Below are 20,350 nucleotides of genomic sequence, written 5' to 3'. Positions count from 1 at the left end.
CGCTGAGCGCGGCCGTTGTCCGAATAACGCACCCTCTGCCGATGACGCACGCGGCCGTTCACCCGCGCAGCGTCTGCGACGGCAGCTCGCCGAACCGGGCCCGGTACTGCTCGGCGAACCGCCCCAGATGGCTGAAACCCCAGCGGTGCGCCACGTCGCTCACGTTCACCGAGCCGGGCTCCGCCGCGCTCAGCTCGTCGTGCACCCGGTTCAGCCGTACGTCCCGCACATACGCCATGGGTGACATCCCCACGTAACGGCGGAACGCCTCCTGGAGCCAGCGCACACCGACCCGCGCCTCGGCGGCTAGCCCCGCGGGCGTGAACGGATGGTCGGGGCGCTGCTGCACGGCGTCCATCGCGCGCTTGACGGGGGCCGGGCGCAACCGCTGTGCCGGGGCGGCGAGTTCGGCACGGAAGGGGTGATCGGCGGCGAGCAGCATCCCGTTCAGGACGGCCTCCTGCAGTGGCGCGGCGACCAGCGGCGACGCCATCAGCGTGTCCGGGTCGTCGCGCAGGTCCGCCACGACGGTCGTGACGAGCCGTGCCCAACTGCGCCCCGGGCCACGGGTGGTGTCGAGTTCGGGCGCGAGGCTCAGCGGGGTGCGGAAGGACCGTCCGAGGAGCTGTTCAAGGCGCCGTTCGAGGGCGTCGCGGTCCATCTTCACGGCGAGGATGCGGCAGTCGCCGGTCCACCGCTCCACCACCGTGTCGCCGACGGGCTGGAACACCCCGGCCCGCTCGGCCGTCGCGACGGTGCCCGCGGCGGCGCCCTGCCGGAAGTGCATCTGCCCGCCGAGCAGTATGTTCACGTGGTACGAGCCGAGTTCGCCGAGCCGCATCCGTACATCGGCGCCGCAGCTCAGTTCCCCGAGGGTGAGCTCGCCGAGCTGCCCGACGTCGAACTCGGCCCGGAACGTGCGCGGTCCGTCGATGACGTCCATGAAGTTGCTGTAGAACGCGGCGCCGATGACATCCCGCGCCTCGTCCACGTCCCCGGTCGTGCAGGACATCCTCAGCGGCTCCGCGCTCATCCGCGGCCCATCCGTGCCCACCCTTGCCCCCGCAAGATCGTCCGTGCTCCCCGCGGCTCCGCCCGCGCGGGCGGAGAGAACGCTCTCTGCTCCAAGTACGCAGCGTACGGGGTTCTCTCGGTCACGGTGAAGGAGCCGGCGTCCTCACACCCGGCGCCCCAGCAGGTTCAGCATTTTGGTCTGCGCATCGGCGTCCGCCGGCGATTCCACCGCGGGGGCGAAGAGGCCGCTCTTCTCCAAGTCGGCGGCGTACGGCGTGATTTCGCCCACGGAGAAGGCGACGAGATCGTCCGGGAGCCGCTCGTCCGCGCCGATTCCCCGGGACAGGTCCCAGGCGTGCACGACGAGGTCGGTGATCATCTGTCCGCAGTAGAAGACGGCCGAGGTGTCGCCGAAGGAGAGGTGGACGGTGCGGTCGAGGGCGCCCGGCTCGGCGAACGCCTCCCGGGCGGCGGCAGCCGCGGTGTCCCAGGAGACGACCGGGTCGGGGCCGAGCATGTCGCCGTCGAAGGCGTCGCCGACGGAGGCGATGGTGGCGCCGTCGCGGATCAGCGAGGGCACCCACAGCTGCTCGACGGTGAGGTGGTTGACGAGGTCGCGCACGGACCAGTCGGTGCAGGGCGTCGGGGCGTCCCACTGGTCGGCGCGGACCTCGTGCACGCGGTCGGTGAAGAGGTCGAGGGCGGCGGCGTGCCGGGCGAGGAGCGGGTGTGCGGCCTTGCCAGTCGTGTCTGCCATACCCGCCATTGTCCTCCTGGGGCGCGGGGGCGCTACTGCTTGCGGCATGGCGCTGGGTGCTCCGCGGGAAGTGCCGCGTGGGTGCCGTCGCTCGTCTGCGGCTTCGTCGTGGCTGGTCGCGCAGTTCCCCGCGCCCCTTCGGGGTGCTCGGCCGTCGCTCGTCTGCTGGCCTGTCGTGGCTGGTCGCGCCCACGCGGCGGAGCCGCACATGTCACAGCCCCGCGCCCCTTCGGGGCGCACCAGAGCCGCTCAGCGCTTGCGTTCCACCCTCCGCTCGTCCCACACCGGCTCCGGTGTCTCGCGTACCAGGCCGTCGCTGCCGAAGACCAGGTAGCGGTCGAAGGAGCGGGCGAACCAGCGGTCGTGGGTGACCGCGAGCACCGTTCCCTCGTATGCCTCAAGGCCCTCCTGGAGCGCCTCGGCCGATTCCAGGTCGAGGTTGTCGGTGGGCTCGTCGAGCAGCAGTGCGGTGGAGCCCTCGAGCTCCAGGAGCAGGATCTGGAAGCGCGCCTGCTGGCCGCCCGAGAGCCGCTCGAAGCGCTGCTCGGCCTGGCCGGTCAGCTCGTACCGGCGAAGGCGCGACATGGCGGGGCCCTTGTCCTGGGCGTGCTCGCGCCACAGGATGTCGAGGAGCGTACGGCCGAAGAGCTCGGGGTGGGCGTGGGTCTGCGCGAAGTGGCCCGCCACGACGCGCGCGCCCAGCTTCCACTCGCCGCTGTGCGCGACGTCGCCGCCCGCGAGGAGCCGCAGGAAGTGCGACTTCCCTGAGCCGTTCGAGCCGAGCACCGCGACCCGCTCGCCGTAGAAGACCTCCAGGTCGAAGGGTTTCATCAGGCCGGTCAGCTCCAGGCCCTTGCACGTGATGGCCCGGATGCCGGTGCGCCCGCCGTGCAGCCGCATGGTGATGTCCTGCTCGCGGGGCGGCTCGGGCGGCGGCCCTGCCTCCTCGAACTTGCGCAGCCTGGTCTGTGCGGCGGCGTACCGCGAGGCCATTTCGTGGCTGACGGCGGCGGCCTGCCGCAGGTTCAGGACCAGCTTCTTCAGCTGGGCGTGCTTCTCGTCCCAGCGCCTGCGCAGCTCCTCGAAGCGCGCGAACCGCTCGCGCCGCGCCTCGTGGAAGGTGGCGAAGCCGCCGCCGTGCACCCAGGCGTCGGCGCCCGCGGGGCCCGGCTCGACGCTGACGATCTTCTCGGCGGCGCGGGCGAGGAGCTCCCGGTCGTGCGAGACGAACAGGACGGTCTTGCGCGTCTCCTTGAGCCGCTGCTCCAGCCAGCGCTTGCCCGGTACGTCGAGATAGTTGTCCGGCTCGTCCAGGAGCAGCACCTCGTCGCCGCCGCGCAGCAGCGCTTCGAGCACGAGGCGCTTCTGCTCGCCGCCGGAGAGCGTGCGGACCTCGCGGAACTGGGCCTTGTCGTACGGGACGCCCAGCGCGGCCGTGGTGCACATGTCCCACAGCGTCTCGGCCTCGTAGCCCTGGACCTCCGCCCAGTCGGAGAGCGCCTGTGCGTACTGGAGCTGCGCGGCCTCGTCGTCGACGGTCATGATCGCGTGCTCGGCGACGTCCACGGCCTTGGCCGCCTCGCGGATGCGGGGCGACGACACGGAGACGAGCAGCTCGCGCACGGTCGTCTCGTCCCGCACCGACCCCACGAACTGGGGCATCACGCCGAGCCCGCCGCTGACGGTGACGGTGCCGCCGTGCGGCTGGAGCTCTCCGGAGATCAGCCGCAGCAGGGTGGTCTTGCCCGCGCCGTTCGCCCCGACGAGGGCGACGATGGCCCCCTCGCCCACGCGGAACGAGACATCGCCGAGCAGCGCACGGCCGTCCGGCAGGTAGTACTCGATGTGCGCGGCTTCAAGATGTCCCATGGTCACGCATTGTCAGCGGCGGGGGTCGGGGAGAGCAAATCAATTCCCTGTCGGCTCCCTGCCCGCGGCCGCCGCCGCCCCACCAACCGGCCCTGACCATATACTGATACGCGGGTCTCATTATTCGACATGGCGGCGTACGGTTCGGAGCACCGCAGCAAGCGGCAGCGAACGCGAAGGAGTTCCCGTCATGCCGGAGGAGACCGCCGTCTACACGCACGGACACCACGAGTCCGTGCTGCGTTCCCACACCTGGCGGACCGTCGCCAACTCGGCGGCCTATCTCGCCGGTTCACTCAAGCCGCACATGAAGGTCCTGGACATCGGCTGTGGCCCCGGCACCATCACCGCCGAGCTGGCCGAGCTCGTCCCCGACGGCCGGGTCACGGGCGTCGACCAGGCGCCCGGCATCCTGGACCAGGCCCGCGCGACGGCCGCCGGGCGGGGCGTGACGAACGTCGAGTTCGCCGTCGCCGACGTGCATGACCTGCCGTACCCGGACGACTCGTTCTGCGTCGTCCACGCCCATCAGGTGCTGCAGCACGTCGGCGACCCGGTGCGCGCCCTGAGCGAGATGCGGCGGGTCTGTGCGCCGGGCGGCATCGTCGCCGCCCGCGACGCGGACTACGAGGCGATGACCTGGTATCCCCAGTCCCCCGTCCTGGACGGCTGGCTCGACCTGTACCGGCGGGTGGCCCGCGCCAACGGCGGGGAGCCGGACGCGGGGCGGCGCCTCAAGTCCTGGGCGCTGGAGGCCGGTTTCGACGACGTCACGGCGACCGCGAGCACCTGGTGCTACTCATCGGCACCGGAGCGCGACTGGTGGAGCGGCCTGTGGGCGGACCGCACGGTCGCCTCGTCGTACGCCGACCGCGCGGTGGAGTCCGGGCACGTCGGCGCCGGGGAGCTGCGGGCCATCGCCGACGCGTGGCGGGAGTGGGGGCAGCGGGACGACGGCTGGTTCACCGTGCTGCACGGGGAGATCCTCTGCCGGAAGTAGGGCTGCCCGCGGTGCGGTCCTGACGGCGGGCGCCGTGGCTCAAAACGCCGCGTAGGACGGCCCGTCGGGGATACCCGGACGGCAGGAGGTAGACACCATGGTTCCGATTCTGCTCGTCCTGCTGCTGGCCCTGCTGCTCTTCGGGGCGGGATTCGCGGTGCAGGTCCTCTGGTGGATCGCCGTCGTCGTGCTCGTCATCTGGCTCCTCGGATTCCTGATGCGCAGCACGACTGCCACCGGGACGAGGTCCCGCTGGTACCGGTGGTAGCCGCGCACACCGAGTGACCGGGCCCGCGGTTAACCCCGCGGGCCCGACGCTGTCCCTGGTCATGGGGGTTCCCGCAGGGTTCCCAGGGGTGTTGACAACACCCCGGTTCGGGGGCTCGCGGGCGTGCCTCGCGATGCCCGCGCCGGAAGGATTCAGGGAGAAGTCCCGGCCCTACGGAAGCGAGCGAGGCACACCATGGCGTACGAAACGCGTTCAGGGCACCCGAAGCCGATGCGGTCCCGGCCGGTGCGCGGCGGTGAGCCCTCCGCTCCCCCGCCGGTGCACACCGCCTTCGCCCTGTGGATCACCGCGGTCGCGGCGGGCGTCTTCGAGATGGTGCTCGCGGTGGGCGGGCTCATCGCCGACGGGGACACGACCGCCGGGGAGATAGCGGGCGGGCTGGTGGTGCGGATGACCGTGTTCTCGGCGGCCGTCCTGCTCGCCGTCCAGCTGCGGCGCGGCCGGAACTGGGCGCGGTGGGTGCTCGCCGTGGGGCTCGGCGGCTTCGGCACGGCGTCCCTCGTCGTCGGCCCCGTCCAGTGGCTGGCCGACGGGCACGCACCGCTGGACGCCTTCCGGGATCTGGGGGTGGTGGACGCCCTGTTCGGCGCGAGCCGCGTGCTGCATCTGAGCGCGGTGCTCGGGGCGCTCGTCCTGATGTTCGTGCCGGCGGCCAACGCCTGGTTCAAGGCCTCGTCGGGCGCACGTCCCAAGAGGCTGTCCGGCACCCGCTGACCGAGCCCACCGCAACAGCGCCTGCTCCACGAGGAGCCACCACGCGGACGCGGTCGCCGGGCATCGCCGCGAGGCGGTGGCCGCTCCGTGAGGCCCGCCGATCCACGTCCGCGGGCCCCGCCGATCCCCGCCCGCAGGCCCCGCCCATCCCCGCCCCTGCACCGGCCGTTTGCCCGCCACCGCCCTGGATACCCGTACAGCCCCGCACATCGAACGGCCGCATCGCCGTCCCCACACCCCACTCCCCACCCCTCCCACGCGACCCAGGACGCCCTGATGAAGGACGCAGTGCCCATCGAACGACTCGTCATGTCCGCGTACTCGGTGCCCGCGGACGCCCCGGAGGCGGACGGCACCTTCGCCTGGGATGCCACGACGATCGTGATCGTCGAGGTCACGGCGGGCGACGCCACGGGGACCGGCTGGACCTATGCCCCCGCCGCCGTGGTGTCCCTCATCGACGAGCAGCTCGTGCCGGCCGTCACGGGGCTCGACGCCGTCGACATCCCCGCGGCGCACGACGCGATGGCCAAGGCGGTCCGCAACACCGGCCGCCCCGGCGCCGCCTCGTGCGCGCTCTCCGCGGTCGACATCGCCCTGTGGGACCTCAAGGCACGCCTCCTCGAACTGCCCTTGGTGCGTCTCCTGGGAGCCGCCCGCGACGCGGTTCCCGTCTACGGGAGCGGCGGCTTCACGACGTACCACGACACACATCTGGCGGCCCAGCTGACCGGCTGGGTGCACGGTCAGCACATCCCGCGCGTCAAGATCAAGGTCGGCGAGAGCTGGGGCCGGGCGGCGGCCCGCGATGTGGCGCGGGTGCGCACCGCGCGTGAAGTCATCGGCCCGCAGGCCGAGTTGTACGTCGACGCGAGCGGCGGCTACACCCGCAAGCAGGCGGTACGGGTCGGCCGGGTCCTCGCCGAGCACGGGGTGGGCCTGTTCGAGGAACCGGTGTCCTCGGACGATCTGCACGGGCTCGCCCTGGTGCGGGACGCGCTCCCCTGCGACGTGACGGCCGGTGAATACGGCTGCCATCTCCCGTACTTCGCGCGGATGCTCCCCTCCGTCGACTGCCTCCAGGTGGACGCGACCCGCTGCGGCGGAATCACCGAGTGGCTGCGCGTTGCGGCCCTCGCGCAGGGCCACGGCCTGGAGGTCTCGGCCCACGGCGCCCCGCACGCACATGCCGCGGTGGCCGCCTGCGTACCGAATCTGCGGCACGTCGAGTGGTTCCACGACCATGTGCGGATCGAGTCGATGTTCTTCGACGGGGCCCTGGACCCGACGGGCGGCACCGTGCGCCCCGAGGGCGGCGTCGGGCACGGTCTTGAGCTGCGGCACGCGGAGGACGTGGAGGAATACCGGGTCGCGTGAGACCGTGCGGGCCTGGCACGCTCCCCCCCATGCGAAGGCCTGAACCTGAAGCACTGCTCATCGGGGGCCGTTCCGGGGCCGGGAAGTCCTCGGTCGGCTGGGAGGTCGCGGCGCTCCTTCGGGCGGCGGACGTGGCGCACGCGTACATCGAGGGCGACACCCTGGACGCGGTCCATCCGACACCGGACGGCGACCCCGACCGTTCCGGGATCACCGAGCGCAACCTCGCGGCGCTCTGGGCGAACTACACGGATCTCGGCTGCCGCCGGCTCGTCTACACGAACACGGCAAGCGTGCTCGGCAGCGAGGAGTGGATCTTCCGCAGCGCGCTCGGCGGGCCGCGCATCATCCGCGTACTCCTGACCGCTTCGGACGCCACCGTCGAGGAGCGGCTCACCGCCCGCGAGCTGGGCTCGGAGCTCCAACAGCAGCTGCGGCGCAGCGCGTTCATGGCCCGCCACCTGGAGCGGCACGTCCCCGACGGCACGCGGCGGATCGCGACGGACGGGCGGCCGGTCGGGGACATCGCGGCCGATGTGGTGGCTGCCACGGGATGGAAGTCACCGGAGTCGCCGGAAACGATCTCGCGTGCGGGCAGCGCCAACTAGGCTCGCCCGTATGGAGATCCTGGGAGCCACGCTGCGTATCTGCGTCGAGGACCTGGAGTCCTCGGTCGCCTTCTACGAACGTCTCGCGGGCGGCCCCGCGCAGCGTTTCGAGCGTGGGGGCGTCTCGGTCGCGGCGGTCGGCTGCTTTCTGCTGATGAGCGGACCCGAGCGGGAGCTGGAGATCCTCCGGAAGGTCTCCGCGACGATCGCGGTCCAGGACGTCGACGAGGCGTACGCGGTCCTGAACGCGTCCGGCGCCCGTGTCATCGCGGGCCCCGTGCCGACCCCGGTGGGCCGCAACCTCATCGCGATGCACCCGGACGGCGCGGTCTTCGAGTACGTGGACCGGCGCGCCGCGACCTGAGCCGTATCCTCCACGGCAGACAGGCCGAACGGAGGACGGTGCGGTGGCGGGCAGCAAGGAAGAGGCGTCGCGGACGTCGTTGAGCGCGCAGGCGCGCGAGGCGGTCCGGCAGCGCATCGTGGACCGCCGCTATCCGCTGGGTTCGCGCCTGGTGGAGCGCGAGGTCGCCGAGGAGCTGCGGATGTCCCGCGTGCCCGTGCGCGAGGCGCTGCGTGCGCTGGTCGCCGAGGGCCTCCTCGAGCTGCTTCCGCACAGCGGGGTGCGGGTGCGCCGCCTGGAGCGTTCCGATGTGCGGCATCTGTACGAGGTGTGGGAGCCGCTGGCCGTGCAGGCGTCGCGGCTCTCGGCGCGCCGGGTGGCCGAGTGCGCGCCGGACGACGAGCCGCCGGGCCTCGCCGCGCTGCGGGCCACGCTCGGCCATGCCGAGCAGGCGTCGGACGCGGACGACGGGGCGCGTGAGGTCGCCGCGCACACCGCGTTCCACGAGGGCATCGTGGCCCTCTCCGGCAATCCGCTGCTCGCCCGCATGATGGAGCAGCTGAGCTGGCAGCTCCAGCTCCTGTTCGGCATGCGCGCCGAGCCGGACCACATGCGGGCCCAGCACCACCTCATCTACCGGCACATCGCGGCGGGCGACGAGGAGACGGCGGCGGCGAGCACGCTGCTGCACGTGCGGGACAGCCAGGCCGTGGCGCTGCGGTCGCTGTTCGAGGAAGATCCCTCCCACTGACGGACTCTGTATACCAAGAGGCTTCGCTCTCCCTTCGGCGCCGGGCATAACCCCGCATATGCCTGGGCATTGCATGACCCTCCTTGCGGCACACTCCGGCTTGGTATACAAACTGCGGACGCGCCCCCTCCGTAACTCGTCCTGGAGCCGTCCGATGTGCGTTGAGAACACCCCGCCCCCGTCGTCCCGGCTGACCCGTCGCGGCGTCCTCGCCGGCGCCGCCGCGCTCGCGGGGACCACCGCCGTGCTCGCCGCGGCCGCGCCGCAGGCCGCTGCCGCGGACACCCGGGATCCCGCCGCCCCACGTACCGGACGGCGCGGCGGTGACCTCGTCATCGAAGGCGGCACGCTGCTCGACCCGGCGACCGGCGAGGTCACCGAGGACGCCGTGGTCGTCATCGTGGACGGCGTCGTGCGCGCGGCGGGCGCCCGCGGGCGGATCTCGGTGCCCGAAGGAGCCGAGACGATCAGCGCGCACGGGCGGTGGATCCTGCCGGGTCTGGTCGACGCGCACATCCACCTCAACACCGCCGCCGAGGCACGCAACGCCGTGGCGCAGGGCGCGACCAGTGCCCGCAGCGGCTCGACCAACTTCTACCAGGACATCGCCGTACGGGAGTTGGCCCGCCAGGCCCCCGGCCAGGCGCCCCGGCTGCGCGCCGCCGGTGTCTTCGTCACGCCCGACCTGGGCGACACGATCCTCGCCGACCCCGACCTCACCCCGCTGGCCGGGCTCCGCGACGGGGTGCGCTCCCCCGAGGCGCTGCGCCGCGTCGTCGAGGTCAACCTCGCCCGGGGCGCCGACGTCATCAAGACCCGGGTCAACGAGCGCGCGGGCCTGCCCGAGCAGGACCCGCTGGCCCAGGTGTACGACCGCGAGCAGGTGTCCGCCGTGGTCGCCGCCGCCAGGCGCGGCGGCAAGGGCGTGCTCTGCCACAGCTACAGCGAGAAGGGCTGCCACGACGCGGTCATGGCGGGCGTCCGCTCCCTGGAGCACGGCGCGTTCGTCGGCGAGCACACCCTGGCCGAGATGCGGCGCAGGGGCACGTACTTCACGCCGACGCTCACCGCGATCGCCGGTCTCGCCGACTCCTCGGACCCGGTGCTCGCCGAACGCGGGCGCCAGTACCTGCCGGTCCTGAAGCGGGCCGTGCTCGCCGCGCACGAGCTGGGCGTGCCGCTCGCCGCGGGCACGGACTCCTCCGGCGGGAAGATCAAGCCCATCGGCCGCGAGGTGGAGCTGATGCGCTCGGCCGGCCTCTCCGCGCTCGACGCGATCCGCACGGCCACCACCGGCGCCGCGAAGCTGCTCGGCATCGACCGCACGGCGGGACGCCTCGCGCGCGGCTTCGCCGGCGACGTGATCCTCGTGGACGGCGACCCGCTGTCCGACGTGACGGTCCTCAAGAAGCCCGTACGCGTGGTCCGTTCGGGCATCGCGCTCTGACCACTCCTCCAGTACCTCCTGGCAGTCATCCCCGCACCACATCCCGACATCCCCGAAGGAGACCCCTGTGACGCCCCTCTCCCGTCGTGGCATGCTCGCCGGCGCCGCCGCCCTGGCAGGCACCGCCACCGCCCTGTCGGCCGGCTCACCGGCCGCCGCGTCCCGCGCCGACGGCCGCCGTTCCAAGGCCGTGGTGTTCCGCGACGTCCGCCCCTTCGGCGCCAAGACCCCGGTCGACCTCACGGTGCTCGACGGCCGGATCACGGACGGCCGGGCGCCCAAGGGCGCCGAGGTGATCGACTGCGGCGGGCGCGTGGCGCTGCCCTCGCTCGTGGACGCCCACATCCACCCCGACAAGACGACGTGGGGCGGCGACTGGGTCAGCCGCAAGCCCGCGAGCGGCATCGCCGACTACGTCGCCCAGGACGTGGTGCTCTTCAAGAGCCAGAAGCGGCCCGTCGGGGAACGCGCGTACGGCCTGATGGCGCACGCCGTGACCCGCGGCACCCGCGCGATGCGCGCCCACGTGGACGTGGCGCCCGCCTACGACCTGGCCGGCGTCGAGGGCGTGAACACGGCCCGCGAGCGCCTCAAGCACGCGCTCGACGTGCAGATCGTGGCGTTCCCGCAGCACGGCGTGATCCGGACGCCCGGCACGGCGGAACTCCTTGAGGAGGCGGCCCGTTCCGGCTCCATCGACCTGGTCGGCGGCATCGACCCGATCAGCTTCGACAACGCGATGGACGAACAGCTCGACCTGGTCTTCGACCTCGCGGACCGGCACGGCGTCGGCGTGGACATCCACCTCCACGACCGCGACGAGAAGGGCACCAAGGTCCTGCGGGCCATCATCGACCGCACCCGCGCGCTCTCCCTGCGCGGCAAGGTCACGGTCAGCCACGTCTTCTGCCTGCCGTACCTGTCCGACTCCGAACTGGGCAAAATGGCGGCCGACTTGGGCGAGCAGGACATCTCCCTGACGACCGTGGCGCCGAACGAGTCGCTCGTCCTGCCGATCGCGGAGCTGCGCGAGCACGGCGTGCGCGTCGGGCTCGGCTCGGACGGCGTGCGCGACGCGTGGAGCCCGTTCGGCAACGCCGACATGCTGCACCGCACGCACATACTCGGCTGGGTCACCGACGTCCGCCTCGACGACGAACTCGCCGAGTGCTACCGCGTGGGCGCGCACGGCGGCGCCGACGTGATGGGCCTGGACCACGCCGACCTGAAGCCCGGCGCCCCGGCCGACTTCATCCTCGTACGCGGTGAAGGCGTGCAGCAGGTCCTGGTGGACATGCCGCAGCGGGACATGGTCGTGCACGGGGGCCGAGTCGTCGCCAGGAACGGCGAGTTGGCGAAACGACGACCGCCGTCGCCTCCACAGTCACCGCCCGTGCCGGGCTGCCCAGGTCCCGGCACGGGCGGTTCTCACTCCTCGGACGACGCCGACGCCCGCATCCGGAAGTCGTAGCGCGCCGGCAGTTCCTCGTCGGTCGCCGCGCGCCACAGCTCGCCGAGCACCTCGGCGCCCTCGCGCAGGTCGGCCGGCTCGAAGCCCTCGTCGAATATCGCCCGCGCCGCGGTCTTCTCGCCCTCGGCCAGGAGCAGTTGGACCTCGACGAGCCGGAAGCGGCCCTCCGCGCGGGTGGCCTCGTGCAGGCGGTCCCATATGCCGCGGGCCGCGCCGTACCGTCCCGCCGTGAGCAGCACGGCCATCGCCTCCCGGCCGAGCGCGGCGGTCGCGGACGTCCACAGGGCGCCGTCGTCGCGCCGCTCCTGGCACAGGTCGTCGAAGGCCTCCGCGTACCGGTCTGCGGCCCTTTCCATGTGGCCCGACTCCTGGTCCGCGACGGCCAGGCAGCGCAGCAACGGCCAGCGGGACGGGGCGAGTTCGAGCCCGCGCTCCCAGCTGCGCACCGCCTGGGCGAGGTCACCGGCATGCCACTGGGCGACGCCCAGGTGATACTCGGCGACCGGCCGCGCGGGCGCCGTCTCCAGCATGTCCCGCCAGTGCGGGGCGACAAGGGTCGGTCCCGGCGGGGCGACACGGCGCGGCTCCGGGACGGCGCCGGAGTGCAACAGCTCGACCCACGGCGCCTGTTCAGGGCCGAGGTCGGCCTCGTCGAAGGGCGTGCCGGACAACTTGTGGCCGGCGCGCAGGACTTCGAGCGCTCCCCAGCCGGACCCGGTGGCGAGCCGCTCGCCGGGTTCGGCGTCGGCGCAGGGCCGCCAGGCTTCGTACGCCGCGTCCACCGCGTCGCGGGGCAGCGCCTGGGCGAGCCGCTGCTCGGCCTCGCCGCGCGCGGCCGACCAGTCTCCGCCGTGCACCACGTCCGGCTCGGCCGAGAGCGGGCCGTACGACTCCAGCCAGGCGAACTCGGCCTCGGCGTCCAGGCGTATGTGCTCCAGCTGGGTCCGCGCGAGACCCGCCTGGATCTCCGCGTAGCCGCCGGTGCCCGGCTCGGTCAGCCACTCCTGCCAGCGCCGCCCGCCGGTGCCGGTGCCCCAGACGAAGAGCTTGCGGCCGCGCTGCAGATCGGTCGACGTCTGGACGAGTCCGTGCCCGTCGTCGTCGAGCGCGGCGATCCACCGCCGGGCGTCGGCCGGTACGTCGTAGAAGTAGTCGGCGGCGTACTCGCTGCGCGGCGGATACGTCCGGTCCACCCCGTCGGTCTCTGGCACCGGCACCTTGCGCAGGCCGCCCGCGTACCCGAAGTGCCAGGCCTCGTCGGCCGGGGCGAGGACGCGGCGCTCCTGGGGCACCGCGATGTTGGACCACCAGTACACCGGCACCGGCTTCTCGTGCGGATTGCGGATCCGCACGCCGACGTGCAGGAAGTCGGAGTCCGCGGGCAGCCACAGGTCCACCTGGAAGGGCACGTCACGCAGGCGTTCCCACTCCCAGAGCCGCAGCATCTCGCCGCCGTCGGGTGCGGTCACGCGGGCGGCGTGCAGGGGCGCGCAGGACAGCGTCGTGTGGCCGGTGGCGCCGATGTTCCACTCGATGCCGCCGGAGAACCAGGCGCCGTTGAGCGCGAAGTCGGCGGGCTGCAACACCGGGTTGCGGTAAAGGAGTTCACGGCCCGTGGGCTTGTGGAAGAGGGAGTGGACGCGGCCGCCGAGGCCCGGCAGGACGGTGGCACGCAGCCGGTCGTTCTCGATGACGAGCGTGTCGAGCGTCGTCTCGGTGCGCTCACGGCCGTACCCGTCGAGCACCCGGGTCGGCAGGATGCCGCGCAGCGGCTCGTACCCCAACTGCCGCGCCATGTCACGCGGCAGCCCCTCTCTGCCCCGCTCTTCCAGAGTGTGCACCCTGCGCAGCGGCCGCAGCGGTGTCAGCGGATTCTCGGGGCCCAAGGGGGCGGCGGGCAGCGTCAGTACGTCACGTCGCACGGTGGTCGTCACGATCACCATGGAACACGCTGACGGCGGCCCCGACCAGGGGCTCCACCGGTCAGAATTGTGTCCCTGCGGTCAACGCCCACCGTTCGTGATCGCGCCAGGCCCCGTCGATGAAGAGGAAGTCCGGCGAGAAGCCCTCGAGCCGGAAGCCGCAGCGGCGGGCGAGGGCGATGGACGCGGCGTTGCGGGGCTGGACGTTGATCTCCAGGCGGTGCAGTTTCAGTACGTCGAAGGCGTACCGCACGACGAGTCCGAGCCCCTCCCGCATCAGCCCGCGCCCCGCCGCATGCGCGAAGGCGCCGTAGCCGAGCGCCCCGCACCGGAAGCCGCCCTCGACGATGTTGTTGATGTTGACGAACCCGGCGACGCTGCCGCCGGCCGCCCGCTCGCAGAGCAGGAACCCGGCCTTGGTCGGGTCCTCGATGAGGATGCCCGCGTACGAGGCGTAGGCCGTGTCGGTGATGGGCGGGAAGAGCCAGGGGCGGTGCAGCTCACCGCTCTCCCGCGCGCGCGTGGTGAACTCGGGGCCGTCCGCGAGGGTGTAGGGGCGTATGCCCACGCGGGGGCCCTCGGCGAGGTAGGTGGTGCTTTCAGGCATCCGGCCACGCTAGCTCCCGCGTCATCCGGGGCAGCTCTCGCCCTTCTTCACCACACCGATGGTGACGCGCTGCCCGGCCAGCTCCTTGCCGGGCGCCGGGGACTGGGAGCACACCTTCCAGCTGGGCGGCCACAGCACGTGCCGGTCGAAGCCGCTGGTGTCGTGGACGTCGACGCGGGTGCGGTAGTCGAGGCCCGAGAAGACCCGCGCGAGGCCCTTCCCCCGGAAGTCCGGCATCGGCGGTCCCGCCGCGGCCGCCGTCGTCACGGTCATGACGCCCGCCGCGAGCGCCGCGCCTGCGACGGCTCCCGCGCGCCTGAGATGTACGTTCACTTGCGCCTCCGCATGAAGTACGCCCCGCAGAGCGCACCGATCAGACCCGTGCCGAGCAGTGCCACCCACAGGGGCATGGTCACTACGGGGATCAGAAGCCTGATCTTGGTGTGGCGGGTGTTCTCGAAGATGAAGATCAGGCCGAGCACGGCGAGCGTGAGGACGGCCACCCTGCCGGGCGTCATGGCGCCACGGATGCCGCCGCCACCCGAGCTGCTCTTCTTCGAGCCGCTCGTGGAGGTGCTGGGACTCATGCGTGGACCCTTCCGTCAGAGCTTCGGCCGCCCTCCCCTGGCGACCAGCATGGGCCGCCGGGGAGGGTTTGCGCGCGGTGGGTGCCGCTCCGGGGTGGGGGTGTGGGCCGTACGGGTGAGTCCGGGTTCAGCGGACGACGGGCAGGCGCAGCACCCCGGTGTCGTCGGGCGCGCTGGTGACCGTCACCGGCTTGATGCCCCTGTTCCCGATGTACGCGTCGTCGCTGGCCGCGACGGTGAACCGCAGCTTGTGGCCCGCGTTATACCGGTGCACGATCCCCGGCAGCGAGAAGGTGAACGGCTTGGTCACGTCCGGGACGCGCACGGGGGCCACGAGGCGGCGCACCAGCGTCTTCTTGCCGTCGGGCGCGATGTCGTACAGCTTCGCGAAGAGGACCAGCTTGTCGGCGGCGTCGCCGGAGTTCTGCACCTTCGCCGTCCGGGGCGAGACGACCTTGAGGGTCGCCTTCGGGGCGCCCACCACGTCCACCGGGGCGGTCAGCGGCTCGCTCGTCCAGTCGAGGTGGGTGCCCTTGGTGTCGCGCGGTGCGGTGTCGGGAAGCCCGATCATCCCGGCGATGGATCGCTCCGAGTGACTCGTCGGGATCAGCCGGTTCCGGTACTCGCGGCTGCCGCGTGCGACCTTCGCGCGGTTGTCGACGAGCTTGCCCTCGCCGGACAGATACAGCTTCTGGCTGAGCGCGGGCACCTGCGGCGCGGTGGCGTAGGAGCCGTTCGGTCCGCTGCCCCTCGGCACCCAGTCCTGGTGGTAGGCGAAGGCGGGTCCGGTGCCGACGCCCTTCTTCCGGTGGAGATAGCGGTCGAACCACGACAGGATGCGCTTGCCGACGTAGCTGGTCTCCCAGTTGCCCTTGGAGAGGTTGAGCTCGCCGGACGCCGGGGCGGTGAGGCCGCCGCTGTGGCCCCAGGACTGCCAGATCATCTTGGCCGTGGTGCCCTGTGCCTTCAGTGTCTCGTACGTCGCCTGCGCCTCGTTGAGGTTGAACAGCCTGTCCGCCTGGCCCTGGACGAGGAGGGTGGGCGCCTTGACCCGGGGCAGGTAGGAGACGGGCGAGACGCTGCGGGCGTACTTCTGGAGTGCGGCGGTCTTGTCGGCGGGATAGCGGCCCGAGTTGAGGGTGCGGATCGTCTCGCAGGCCTGCGTGGCGAAGTGCAGGCAGTTCCGGGAGTTGATGCGGGACGGGTCCAGGCTCCGCACGAGCAGCGGCTGGCCCTCACCGACGAGGTAGAAGCCGTTCATCCACTGCCACTTGGCGGCGCCGGGGACGCTGCGGTCGGAGGCGTTGTTCGGGTCGAGCGAGTAGTTCAGGTCGTGCCAGGTGATCATCGGTACGAGGGCGTCGACCCGGTGGTCGACGGCGGCCGTCGCCAGCTGGATCGCCCCGCCGTAGGAGCCGCCGATCATGCCGACACGGGGGTCGGCCCCGGCGTCCTTGGTGACGTAGTCGATCTTCGTGCCGTCGTCGGCGGCGCGCTTGCCCGCGAGGAAGTCGATGAGCCCGGAGGCCGCCTTGCCGTCGATCTTCGGGTCGTCGAGGGAGATCAGACACCCGGACTTGCCGAAGCCCAGCCCCGAGTAGACGAGCCCGACGTAGCCGCGCTCGGCGAAGGCCTTGCCGGTGTCCGCGGTCCCGTCGGACTTGCTGCCGCCGAAGCCGTTGGTGGTGAGCACGGCGGGCGCGGGGTGCGCGGCGTCCACTCCGGCGGGCCGGTAGAGATCGGCGTCGACGGTGCAACTCCTGCCACCCACGCCGACCGTGAACTTCAGCGGCGTGACGGTGTATTTGCCGGTCGCGCTCGCCGTGGCGGGGCCCACGACGGCGAGCGGGGCGACGAGCGCGGCACCCAGGGCGAGGCCGAGCGGCGCGCGGGACCGGGAGACGGCACGTCGGGGTGCGGTACGACGGGACACGAGACCTCCACGCTGAGGACAGCCGAATACCGACCGGTCAGTACCCGGCCAGGGTCATGCTGTGACACACGTCACGTCGGGGTCAACGCTCGTGACGGGCGTTTCTCGACGAATCTTGACGGATATTCAGTACGGGGGTCTTGACGGAGGCCCGGTATGCAGGTCTGGGCGGAGGGCCGGCACGGGGAACGTGACGGAGGCCCGGTGCACGGATCTCGACGGAGGCCCGGCACGCGAGCCCTGACGTGCGTCCGGTGCGAGGACCCTGACGGAGGGTCGGCACGCGGACCCGGACGGACGCCGGTGCGCGCAACCTGACGGAGGGACGGCACACGGCCCCTGACCGAGATCCGGGACGCGGAACCTGACAGAGGCCCGGCACACGGACCTTGACGGAGGGTCGGCACACGAGCCCTGACATGCCTCCGGTGCACGGACCCTGACGGACGGTCGGCACGCGGAACCTGACGGACGCCGGTACGCGCAACCTGACGGAGGGACGGCACACGGCCCCTGACCGAGATCCGGGACGCGGAACCTGACAGAGGCCCGGCACACGGACCCGGACGGACACCCGGTACGCGGAACCTGACAGAGGCCCGGCACACGGACCCGGACGGACACCCGGTGCCCGGATCTCGGCAGAGATCCAGCACGCCGCTTCCCGGCGCCGGCGCCCGGCACCCGGCAGGCGGCAGGCGGCAGGCGGCAGGCGGACCTCATGCCAACGCCGACACCTCAAGCGTCAACGTCCCCGCCTCCGCGTCCAGTTCGGCCGGCAGGCCGAACGGAACCGTCAGCGCGCCCTCGCAGTGGCCGAAGCCGAAGTCCTCGACGATCGGTACCCCGAGCCCGCCGAGCCGGTCGGCGAAGAGGGCCCGCACATCACCGGCCGGCTCGCAGTCTTCCCAGGAGCCGAGTGCGATCCCTGCGACGCCCTCCAGCCACCCGGCACGCAGCAACTGCGTGAGGATCCGGTCGAGCCGGTACGCCTCCTCGCCGATGTCCTCCACGCAGAGCAGCCCGCCGCGCGCGGACACCCGCCCGTGCGCCGTGCCCAGGTCGGCGGCGAGCAGACTCACGCACCCGCCGAGCGTGACACCACGGGCCCGCCCCGCCACCAGCGCGGCCGCCCCTTCGGGTGCGATCACCTGCACGCTCTCCGGCTCGAAGAGCGTCGCGCGCAGATGGTCCTGGGCCCGTGTGTTCTTGAGAAAGTCGGCGACCGCGACCATCGGGCCGTGCAGTGTGGCGAGGCCGAGGCGCGCGGCGAACGCCTCGTGGAGCGTGGTGATGTCGCTGTAGCCGAGGAACACCTTGGGCCCCGCGGCCCGCATCGCCGTCCAGTCGACGAGGTCCGCCATCCGCGCGGCGCCGTACCCGCCGCGCGCGCAGAACACCGCGGACACGGTGGGATCGCACCATGCCCGCTCCAGGTCCCGGGCCCGGTCCGCGTCGCCGCCCGCCAGGTAGTCGAACTCCCCGTGCCGGTCGAGGACGTGAGGTGCGACGACGGGGTCCAGGTTCCAGGCGCGCAGGATGTCGAGCCCCGCCGCCAGCTGGTCCCGCTCCACCGGTCCGCTCGGGGCCACGACGGCGACCCGCGCGCCGGGGGTCAGCCGTGCGGGTCGGGTCAGCGGCTTCACTTGACGAGCTCCAGGGTGGGGACAGGTCCCGTCAGGTTCAGGCCGAACACCTGGGCGTACAGGGAGAGTTCCGTCTCCAGGGCCCGCACCAGCGTGTCCGCGCGGCGGAATCCGTGGCCCTCGCCCTCGAAGGCGATGTACGCGTACGGCATCCCGCGCCCCTCGAGCTCGGCGATGAACCGCTCGGCCTGCGCGGGCGGACAGATCACGTCGTCGAGCCCCTGCAGCAGCAGGAACGGCGCGGTGACCCGGTCGGCGTGCTCGGCGGGCGAGCGTTCCACGTACCGTGCCCGCGCCTCGTCGAACGGCCCGATCAGCGAATCCAGATAGCGCGACTCGAAGTCGTGCGTCCCGCCGTCGACCCACGCCGTGAGGTCGAGGACCGGATAGATGATGGTGCCGCAGGCGTACACGTCCGTCGTGGTCAGGGACGCCGCCGTGGTCCAGCCGCCCGCGCTGCCGCCGCGGATCGCGAGCCGGTCCCGGTCCGCCGTGCCCTCGTCGGCGAGGGCGAGCGCGACGGCCGCGCAGTCCTCGACGTCGACCACGCCCCACTGCTCGCGCAGCCGTTCGCGGTAGGCGCGGCCGTAGCCCGTCGACCCGCCGTAGTTGACCTCGGCGACGCCGATGCCGCGCGAGGTGAAGTAGGCGATCTCCAGGTCGAGCACGAGGGGCGAGCGGCCGGTGGGGCCGCCGTGCGCCCACACCACGTAGGGCGGCCGTTCGTCGTCGGGGGCGACGCGGGTGGGGTGGTGCGGCGGGTAGATGTGCGCGTGGATCTCACGCCCGGCCGGGCCGCTGAAGGTGCGGATGCGCGGCTCGGGGTAGTACGCGGTGTCCACGGGGTCGTCGTGCGCGGCGCCGATCACGCGGGCGCGGCCGGTGCTCGTGTCCAGCTCCACCACCTCGTACGCGCTGCGGGGGCTCGCCGCGACGCCGGCGACCCGGGCACCGCAGACCGCGACGGTCGACGCGAACTCGGTCCAGGGGCCCGCCGCGTCGACGACCTCGCCGGTCTCCGGGTCGAGCACGCCGAGCGAGGTGGCGCCCTTGCCGTGCACGACGGCGATCAGTCCGCTGTCCAGCGGCGCGAACCAGCCGGCTCCGACCTGCCACAGGGGTCCCGCGAACTCCTCGTCGCGCGTGCACAGGGGCGTCCCGCGGCCGCCGTCGGCCGGGTCCTGGCGGTACAGGTTCCACCAGCCGGTCTGGTCACCGGCGTACAGAAGCTGCCCGTCGACGCTCCACTCCACCTGCGCGATCGACTCGCGGGGCCCGCCTGCGACCGCTCTCGGCGCGCCGAACGTGCCGTCCGCGCGGACGTCGGCGACCAGCAGTTCCGTGCCGTCCCACGGCATCCGGGGGTGATCCCAGGCGATCCACGCGACGCGGACGCCGTCGGGCGAGAGCCGGGGCCCGGTGATGAACCGGTGCCGGTCGTCGGTGAGTTCACGCAGCGCGGCGCGGTCCTGTGCCGCCGAGCCGTCCAGGGGCACGGCGACGGCTGCACGGCGCACATCGGTGGGCGCTTCCCCGGTGAACTCCTCCATGACGCACCAGACTTCGCCCCGGTCCAGGTGCACACAGGGGTCGACGTAGCGCAGTCCGCCGCCCACGTCGGAGACCGGCGTGAGCGGGCGCGGCACGCCGCCGGGGCGTTCGGGCTCGTACGCGTACAGCCGCTGGTCGGAGAAGTTCGCGAACACGACCAGCGGACCCGCGGCTCCCTCGGCCCCGGCCCAGGCCTGCCCGCCGTACTCCATGACCCGGCTGCGCACGTTCCACGGAGCGGGCAGCACCGATTCCTCCACCCCGTCCGGGCTCCGCCGCACCAGCGCACGCCGGCCGCCTTCCGCGGGCCGCGGCTCGGTCCACCACGCCTCCGTCCCGACGAAGCCGACTTGGGCCGGAGAGCCGTCGTGGGCCGCTGCGAGCGCGGCGTCGATGGGTGACGGCCACGATCCGTACGCCTGGGTCTGTCTCATGTCCCTCTCTTCCCCCATGTCCCTTTGTTC

At 72.6% G+C, this 20,350-nt stretch carries 19 protein-coding genes; 9 read left to right on the top strand and 10 right to left on the bottom strand.

Translation table 11 applies throughout. The features are described from left to right. Positions 1 to 58: 58 nt before the first annotated feature. From OG453_RS32505 to OG453_RS32495, 3 genes are all read right to left on the bottom strand, one after another. Positions 59 to 1,012 carry an AraC family transcriptional regulator gene (locus OG453_RS32505; protein ID WP_266872125.1) on the bottom strand — a complete coding sequence of 318 codons (954 nt, stop codon included), beginning with the start codon at positions 1,010 to 1,012 and terminating at the stop codon, positions 59 to 61. Positions 1,013 to 1,177: 165 nt separating this feature from the next. Continuing rightward, entirely contained in the window at positions 1,178 to 1,771 is a 594-nt protein-coding gene (locus tag OG453_RS32500; RefSeq protein ID WP_266872124.1) for a TIGR03086 family metal-binding protein, read from the bottom strand. Positions 1,772 to 2,020: 249 nt separating this feature from the next. Then, entirely contained in the window at positions 2,021 to 3,640 is a 1,620-nt protein-coding gene (locus tag OG453_RS32495; protein WP_266872123.1) for an ABC-F family ATP-binding cassette domain-containing protein, read from the bottom strand. Between the two features lie 190 nt (positions 3,641 to 3,830). On the opposite strand from OG453_RS32495, the gene OG453_RS32490 reads away from it, so the two are divergent. The 9 genes from OG453_RS32490 (at position 3,831) to OG453_RS32450 (ending at position 11,640) form a co-directional block, all read left to right on the top strand. Continuing rightward, positions 3,831 to 4,640: a methyltransferase domain-containing protein gene (locus tag OG453_RS32490; RefSeq protein WP_266872122.1), complete on the top strand. Its 810-nt coding sequence runs from the start codon at positions 3,831 to 3,833 to the stop codon at positions 4,638 to 4,640. A gap of 97 nt (positions 4,641 to 4,737) precedes the next feature. Continuing rightward, positions 4,738 to 4,908: a hydrophobic protein gene (locus OG453_RS32485; RefSeq protein ID WP_266872121.1), complete on the top strand. Its 171-nt coding sequence runs from the start codon at positions 4,738 to 4,740 to the stop codon at positions 4,906 to 4,908. A 195-nt stretch (positions 4,909 to 5,103) separates the two neighbouring features. Next, the gene (locus OG453_RS32480) at positions 5,104 to 5,643 is read left to right on the top strand and encodes a hypothetical protein (RefSeq protein WP_266872120.1); all 540 of its coding nucleotides are present in this window, start codon (positions 5,104 to 5,106) and stop codon (positions 5,641 to 5,643) included. A gap of 276 nt (positions 5,644 to 5,919) precedes the next feature. Beyond that, positions 5,920 to 7,020 carry an enolase C-terminal domain-like protein gene (locus OG453_RS32475; protein ID WP_266872119.1) on the top strand — a complete coding sequence of 367 codons (1,101 nt, stop codon included), beginning with the start codon at positions 5,920 to 5,922 and terminating at the stop codon, positions 7,018 to 7,020. A gap of 29 nt (positions 7,021 to 7,049) precedes the next feature. Further along, positions 7,050 to 7,628: a hypothetical protein gene (locus OG453_RS32470; protein WP_266872118.1), complete on the top strand. Its 579-nt coding sequence runs from the start codon at positions 7,050 to 7,052 to the stop codon at positions 7,626 to 7,628. Between the two features lie 10 nt (positions 7,629 to 7,638). Further along, positions 7,639 to 7,992, top strand: a complete 354-nt coding sequence (locus OG453_RS32465) for a VOC family protein (RefSeq protein WP_135333505.1) — start codon at positions 7,639 to 7,641, stop codon at positions 7,990 to 7,992. Positions 7,993 to 8,035: 43 nt separating this feature from the next. After that, positions 8,036 to 8,722 (top strand): GntR family transcriptional regulator, encoded by a 687-nt coding sequence (locus OG453_RS32460; RefSeq protein ID WP_266872117.1) that lies wholly within the window; start codon positions 8,036 to 8,038, stop codon positions 8,720 to 8,722. Between the two features lie 154 nt (positions 8,723 to 8,876). Continuing rightward, complete coding sequence (locus tag OG453_RS32455) at positions 8,877 to 10,169, top strand: amidohydrolase family protein (RefSeq protein ID WP_266872116.1); 1,293 nt, start codon at positions 8,877 to 8,879, stop codon at positions 10,167 to 10,169. A 91-nt stretch (positions 10,170 to 10,260) separates the two neighbouring features. Next, a complete protein-coding gene (locus tag OG453_RS32450) occupies positions 10,261 to 11,640 on the top strand; it encodes an amidohydrolase (RefSeq protein WP_266873208.1) in 1,380 nt (459 codons plus the stop codon). Here the strand turns inward: OG453_RS32450 and OG453_RS32445 are convergent. The 7 genes from OG453_RS32445 to OG453_RS32415 form a co-directional block, all read right to left on the bottom strand. Continuing rightward, positions 11,598 to 13,583: a DUF5107 domain-containing protein gene (locus OG453_RS32445; RefSeq protein ID WP_266872115.1), complete on the bottom strand. Its 1,986-nt coding sequence runs from the start codon at positions 13,581 to 13,583 to the stop codon at positions 11,598 to 11,600. The genes OG453_RS32450 and OG453_RS32445 overlap by 43 nt on opposite strands. Positions 13,584 to 13,623: 40 nt before the next feature. Continuing rightward, complete coding sequence (locus OG453_RS32440; RefSeq protein ID WP_266872114.1) at positions 13,624 to 14,169, bottom strand: GNAT family N-acetyltransferase; 546 nt, start codon at positions 14,167 to 14,169, stop codon at positions 13,624 to 13,626. Between the two features lie 21 nt (positions 14,170 to 14,190). After that, the gene (locus OG453_RS32435) at positions 14,191 to 14,502 is read right to left on the bottom strand and encodes a PASTA domain-containing protein (RefSeq protein WP_266872113.1); all 312 of its coding nucleotides are present in this window, start codon (positions 14,500 to 14,502) and stop codon (positions 14,191 to 14,193) included. Continuing rightward, positions 14,499 to 14,756, bottom strand: a complete 258-nt coding sequence (locus OG453_RS32430; protein WP_266872112.1) for a DUF1049 domain-containing protein — start codon at positions 14,754 to 14,756, stop codon at positions 14,499 to 14,501. Before OG453_RS32430 ends, OG453_RS32435 begins: the two co-directional genes overlap by 4 nt. Before the next feature lie 127 nt (positions 14,757 to 14,883). Further along, entirely contained in the window at positions 14,884 to 16,626 is a 1,743-nt protein-coding gene (locus OG453_RS32425) for a CocE/NonD family hydrolase (protein WP_266873207.1), read from the bottom strand. Positions 16,627 to 17,408: 782 nt separating this feature from the next. After that, positions 17,409 to 18,335, bottom strand: coding sequence for an LD-carboxypeptidase (locus tag OG453_RS32420; RefSeq protein ID WP_266872111.1), 927 nt, complete (start codon positions 18,333 to 18,335; stop codon positions 17,409 to 17,411). Continuing rightward, a complete protein-coding gene (locus OG453_RS32415) occupies positions 18,332 to 20,320 on the bottom strand; it encodes an LpqB family beta-propeller domain-containing protein (protein WP_266872110.1) in 1,989 nt (662 codons plus the stop codon). The genes OG453_RS32420 and OG453_RS32415 overlap by 4 nt, the downstream gene beginning before the upstream one ends. Positions 20,321 to 20,350 lie beyond the last annotated feature (30 nt).

The sequence above is a fragment of the Streptomyces sp. NBC_01381 genome, from assembly GCF_026340305.1.
In the GTDB taxonomy this organism is placed as follows: Bacteria; Actinomycetota; Actinomycetes; order Streptomycetales; family Streptomycetaceae; genus Streptomyces.
Note: the sequence above shows the minus strand (reverse complement) of the source record. Positions and strands in the feature narration are given on the sequence as shown.

What these genes read in the sequence shown, in the direction of transcription:
- OG453_RS32505 (WP_266872125.1), bottom strand. Translation starts at nt 1,012, where the DNA reads ATGTCCTGCACGACCGGGGACGTGGACGAGGCGCGGGATGTCATCGGC.
- OG453_RS32495 (WP_266872123.1), bottom strand. Translation starts at nt 3,640, where the DNA reads ATGGGACATCTTGAAGCCGCGCACATCGAGTACTACCTGCCGGACGGC.
- OG453_RS32465 (WP_135333505.1), top strand. Translation starts at nt 7,639, where the DNA reads ATGGAGATCCTGGGAGCCACGCTGCGTATCTGCGTCGAGGACCTGGAG.
- OG453_RS32480 (WP_266872120.1), top strand. Translation starts at nt 5,104, where the DNA reads ATGGCGTACGAAACGCGTTCAGGGCACCCGAAGCCGATGCGGTCCCGG.
- OG453_RS32475 (WP_266872119.1), top strand. Translation starts at nt 5,920, where the DNA reads ATGAAGGACGCAGTGCCCATCGAACGACTCGTCATGTCCGCGTACTCG.
- OG453_RS32470 (WP_266872118.1), top strand. Translation starts at nt 7,050, where the DNA reads ATGCGAAGGCCTGAACCTGAAGCACTGCTCATCGGGGGCCGTTCCGGG.
- OG453_RS32485 (WP_266872121.1), top strand. Translation starts at nt 4,738, where the DNA reads ATGGTTCCGATTCTGCTCGTCCTGCTGCTGGCCCTGCTGCTCTTCGGG.
- OG453_RS32490 (WP_266872122.1), top strand. Translation starts at nt 3,831, where the DNA reads ATGCCGGAGGAGACCGCCGTCTACACGCACGGACACCACGAGTCCGTG.
- OG453_RS32440 (WP_266872114.1), bottom strand. Translation starts at nt 14,169, where the DNA reads ATGCCTGAAAGCACCACCTACCTCGCCGAGGGCCCCCGCGTGGGCATA.
- OG453_RS32455 (WP_266872116.1), top strand. Translation starts at nt 8,877, where the DNA reads ATGTGCGTTGAGAACACCCCGCCCCCGTCGTCCCGGCTGACCCGTCGC.
- OG453_RS32500 (WP_266872124.1), bottom strand. Translation starts at nt 1,771, where the DNA reads ATGGCAGACACGACTGGCAAGGCCGCACACCCGCTCCTCGCCCGGCAC.
- OG453_RS32445 (WP_266872115.1), bottom strand. Translation starts at nt 13,583, where the DNA reads ATGGTGATCGTGACGACCACCGTGCGACGTGACGTACTGACGCTGCCC.
- OG453_RS32450 (WP_266873208.1), top strand. Translation starts at nt 10,261, where the DNA reads ATGCTCGCCGGCGCCGCCGCCCTGGCAGGCACCGCCACCGCCCTGTCG.
- OG453_RS32430 (WP_266872112.1), bottom strand. Translation starts at nt 14,756, where the DNA reads ATGAGTCCCAGCACCTCCACGAGCGGCTCGAAGAAGAGCAGCTCGGGT.
- OG453_RS32415 (WP_266872110.1), bottom strand. Translation starts at nt 20,320, where the DNA reads ATGAGACAGACCCAGGCGTACGGATCGTGGCCGTCACCCATCGACGCC.